Source organism: bacterium (assembly GCA_020440705.1).
In the GTDB taxonomy this organism is placed as follows: Bacteria; Krumholzibacteriota; Krumholzibacteriia; order LZORAL124-64-63; family LZORAL124-64-63; genus JAGRNP01.
The window spans coordinates 1-4,572 of sequence record JAGRNP010000193.1; the positions used below are offsets into that span (position 1 = coordinate 1).

Here is a 4,572-nt window from a genome sequence, read left to right on the forward strand (position 1 = left end):
CCCGGCGGCCCGCGCCAGGCGATCCCCGTCGCCGTGGTCCCGGCCTTCAGCGGCGAGATCGCCAGCTACTACAAGGCCACCGCGACCCTCGAACCCGAGAAGCAGGCCGAGGTCCTGTCCCGCGTCACCGGCGTCGTCGAGAAGCTGCACGCCGAGGAGGGCGACCAGGTCGCCGCCGGCGATCCGCTCCTGTCCATCGACAACGACGAGTACGCCCTGCGCGTGCAGCAGGCGGCGGCCGCCACGGCGAACCTGCGTTCGCGCTTCGAGCGGCTCGAGGCCATGAAGAAGGAGGAGCTGGCCACGGAAGAGGAGTACCAGGCCGCCCGCAGCGACCTGGCCAGCGCCGAGGCCGACGAGGGCCTCGCCCGCCTGAACCTGGGCTACACCACCGTGCGCGCGCCCTTCGCGGGCCGCGTCACCGCCCGCCTCGTCGATCCGGGCCAGGCCGTGTCGGTCAACACGCCGCTGTTCTCCATGGCCGATTTCGACCCGCTGCTCGCGCGGGTGCACGTGCCCAGCCGCGAGTTCAACAAGCTCCGGCGCGACCAGCTCGTCGACCTCGTGCTCGACAGCGACGGCACCCGCCTGCAGGGGCGCATCAAGCTCATCAGCCCGGTCATCGACCCGGCCAGCGGCACCATCAAGCTCACCGTCGAGGTGCCCGACTACCCGGCCGACACGCGTCCCGGCGACTTCGCCGAGGTGCAGATCGTGACCGAGCTGCGCCAGGGGGCGACCCTGGTGCCGCGGGCCGCGGTCATCACCGACAAGGGCGAGACCGTGGTCTACGTCGCCGCGCCCGGCGACGACGGCGTCAGCGCCGAGCGCCGCGTGGTCGCCGTGGGCTTCACCGACGACGACAACGCCCAGATCCTCGACGGGCTCGCCGTGGGCGAGTCGGTGGTCACCAAGGGGCAGCGCTCGCTCCAGCACGGCACGCCGCTGAAGGTGCTCGAGGGCGAAGGGCCGCTGGTGGCGCGCGACGGCGCCGGCCAGGCCGGCGAGAGCCGCAAGCGCGGCGGGCAGCGGGCCGAAGGGACGTCCCACTGATGCGCTCGTTCATCGACGTCGCGGTGCGCCGCCGGGTGAGCGTGGTCATGGCCGCCCTGGCGGTCATCGCGTTCGGCATCGTGGCCTACGACCGCCTCTCCCTCGAGCTCTTCCCCGACATCACCTACCCCAGCCTCACGGTGCAGACCGAGTTCCCGGACACGGCCCCCCAGGAGGTCGAGAACCTCGTCACGCGCCCGGTCGAGGAGGCCGTCGGCGTGCTGCGCGGCCTGCAGACCATCCACTCGGTCTCGCGGGCGGGCATCTCCGAGGTCACCCTCGAGTTCGAGTGGGGCTCGGACATGGACCAGCTCTCCATGGAGGTGCGCGAGAAGCTCGACCGCCTGCTGCTGCCCGAGGAGACCACCGACCCGGTGGTGCTGCGCTTCGACCCGAGTCTCGAACCCATCGTGCGGCTGGCGCTGTCAGCTCCGGAGAGCGGCCCGGCCGAGGGCGCCGACCTGCAGGCCATGCGCCGGCTGGCCGACAAGCAGATCAAGCAGGACTTCGAGACCCTCAAGGGCGTGGCGGCGGCCCAGATCAAGGGCGGCCTCGAGGAGGAGATCCAGATCGACGTCGACCAGAACCGCCTTGCGGCCCTGGGCATCACCATCGACGAGATCCGCGCCACCGTCGGCGTCAGCAACGTGAACCTGCCCGGCGGCGCCCTGCGCGGCGAGGACAGCCAGTACCTGATCCGCACCATCAACGAGTTCCGCAGCACCGAGGAGATCGCCGACCTGATCATCCGGCAGGACGGCAACGCGACGGTGCGCCTGCGCGAGGTCGCGACCGTCACCTGGGGCAGCAAGGAGCGCGAGGAGATCACGCGCGTCGGCGGCCGCGAGTCGGTCGAGGTGTCGATCTTCAAGGAGGGCGACGCCAACACCGTCTCGGTGGCGCGCCTGCTGCAGCAGCGTCTGGCCGAATGGCAGGACGGCAAGCTGCCCGCAGGTCACGAGCTGACGGTGCTCTTCGACCAGTCCCACTTCATCAAGCAGGCCATCGACGAGGTGCGCGGCGCGGCGCTGATCGGCGGCGTGCTGGCGGTGCTGGTGCTGCTGGTCTTCCTGCGCGACCTGCGCAGCACCCTGATCATCGCCACCTCGATCCCGATCTCGGTCATCGCCACCTTCGTGGCCATGTACAAGCTCGACATCAGCCTGAACATCATGTCCCTCGGCGGACTGACCCTCGGCATCGGCATGCTGGTCGACAACTCGATCGTCGTGCTCGAGTCCATCTTCCGCAAGCGGCAGCTGGGGGCGAGCCTCTTCCGGGCGGCGGTCGACGGCAGCACCGAGGTGGCCGCCGCGGTGGTGGCCTCGACCCTGACCACCGTGGCCGTCTTCCTGCCCATCGTCTTCGTCGAAGGCGTGGCCGGGCAGCTCTTCCGCGACCAGGCCCTGACCGTGTCGGTCTCCCTGATCGCCTCGCTGATCGTGGCGCTCACCCTGATCCCCATGCTGAGCGCGGCCGGCTCGCGCCTGCCCCTGAAGCACGAGCGCGACGGGGAAGGGGCCGCCGCGGGGGGCACCGAGGAGGAGGTCACCGCCCTGGAAACGGGCCCGGCGCGCTTCACCCTCGGCTGGTTCTCCGCCCTGTACGACGGCTTCCTCAAGGCGGCCATCGCGCGCTCGGCGCTGACGCTGGTCATCGCCTTCGGGCTCTTCTTCGCCTCGGTCTACGGCATCCGTTTCCTGGGCACCGAGCTCATTCCGCAGCTCTCGGAAGGCGAGTTCTTCTTCGAGGTGAACCTGCCCGAGGGCGCTTCGCTGGCCGCCACCGACCGCACGGTCCAGCAGATGGAGGAAGCCGCGGCCGCCGAGCCCGGCATCGCGAAGTTCTACGCCACGGTGGGCAGCCGGCTCGCCTCCGGCGGCATGGCCGTCAACACGAAGGCCGAGAACCTGGCCCAGCTCAACTTCGTCATGGCCGACCGCGGCGACGACGCCGGTGAGCTGAAGGCCGCCGACGACCTGCGCGCCGCCTTCGTCGACCTGCCCGACCTGGAGATCAAGTTCGGCCGGCCGTCGTACTTCTCCCTCAAGACGCCGGTCGAGGTCATCATCTACGGCGAGGACCTCACCGCCCTGCGCAACTACTCCCTCGAGGTGGCCCGCGCCCTGGAGGGCGTGCCCGGCCTGGTCGACGTGCGCTCGTCCCTCGAGGCCGGCAACCCGGAGCTGCAGGTCGTCTTCGACCGCGACCGTCTGGCCTCGCTGGGGCTGGACATGGGCGTGCTCTCCGAGACCCTGAAGAACCGCGTGCTGGGCGTGGTGCCGACCCGCTTCCGCGAGGCCGACCGCCAGATCGACATCCGCATCCGCAACCGGGAGGAGGACCGCCAGTCGGTGCAGGACGTCCGCAACCTCGTCATCCCCGGCGCCGACGGCACGCCCCTGCGCCTGATGAGCGTGGCCTCGGTCACCGAGGCCCGCGGCCCCGCCGAGATCCACCGCCTGCAGCAGCAGCGCGCCGCCGTGGTCTCGGCCAACCTCGAGGGACGCAGCCTCGGCGCCGCCATGGCGGACGTGCAGGCGGCCGTGGCCGACCTGCCCCGCACCCCCGGCCTGAGCACCGAGCTGGGCGGCCAGAACCAGGAGATGGAAACCAGCTTCAACAGCCTGCGCTTCGCCATCGGCCTGGCCATCTTCCTGGTCTACCTGGTCATGGCCGCCACCTTCGAGAGCTTCCTGCACCCGTTCCTGGTGCTCTTCACCATCCCGCTGGCCCTGGTCGGCGTGGTGGCGGGGCTGTGGCTCACCGGGACGACGATCACGGTCATCGTGCTCATCGGGACGATCATGCTGGTGGGCATCGTGGTGAACAACGCCATCGTGCTCATCGACACGGTCAACCGCCTGCGCCGGGCCGGCGTGGCCAAGCGCGACGCGGTGATCAAGGCCGGGCATCTCCGCCTGCGGCCCATCCTGATGACCACGCTGACGACGATCCTGGGCCTGCTGCCCATGGCCCTCAGCTGGGGCGAGGGCGCCGAACTGCGGGCGCCCCTGGCCATCACCGTGGCCAGCGGCCTGCTCCTGAGTACCTTGTTGACTCTGGTGGTGATCCCGGCGGCGTACATCCTGGTGCCGTCGCGCATCGACGCGGAGACGGCCCCCGCCGCGTCCGCCACCGAAAGGGTGTGATCGCGTGACCCTGCCCGAACTCGCCATCAAGCGCCCCGTCACCACCCTGATGGTGCTCGTGAGCATCATCGTGCTGGGACTGGTGGCCCTGGCGCGCCTGCCCCTGGCCTTCATGCCGGACATCGTCGAGCCCGAGCTCTTCGTGCAGCTGCCCTACCAGAACGCCTCGCCCGAGCAGGTCGAGCGCATGATCGTGCGCCCCGTGGAGGACGCCCTCGGCTCGGTGCGCGGCCTGAAGACCATGTGGTCGAACAGCGGCAGCGACGGCGGCCGGGTGCGCCTGGGCTTCGCCTGGTCGCAGAACATGTACCTGGCCCGCACCGAGGTGTGGGAGCGCATCGACCGCATCCGGGGCGAGCTGCCCGAC

3 protein-coding genes are annotated in these 4,572 nt (G+C 70.6%); all 3 read left to right on the forward strand.

The window, feature by feature from the left end:
• Positions 1-1,053: efflux RND transporter periplasmic adaptor subunit (locus tag KDM41_17310; GenBank protein MCB1185181.1), on the forward strand; the 1,053-nt coding region annotated here is incomplete at its 5' end.
• Positions 1,053-4,205: an efflux RND transporter permease subunit gene (locus tag KDM41_17315; GenBank protein MCB1185182.1), complete on the forward strand. Its 3,153-nt coding sequence runs from the start codon at positions 1,053-1,055 to the stop codon at positions 4,203-4,205. The genes KDM41_17310 and KDM41_17315, both read left to right, overlap by 1 nt.
• Positions 4,206-4,209: 4 nt before the next feature.
• Positions 4,210-4,572 (forward strand): efflux RND transporter permease subunit (locus tag KDM41_17320; GenBank protein MCB1185183.1); only part of this gene is annotated, 363 nt, incomplete at its 3' end.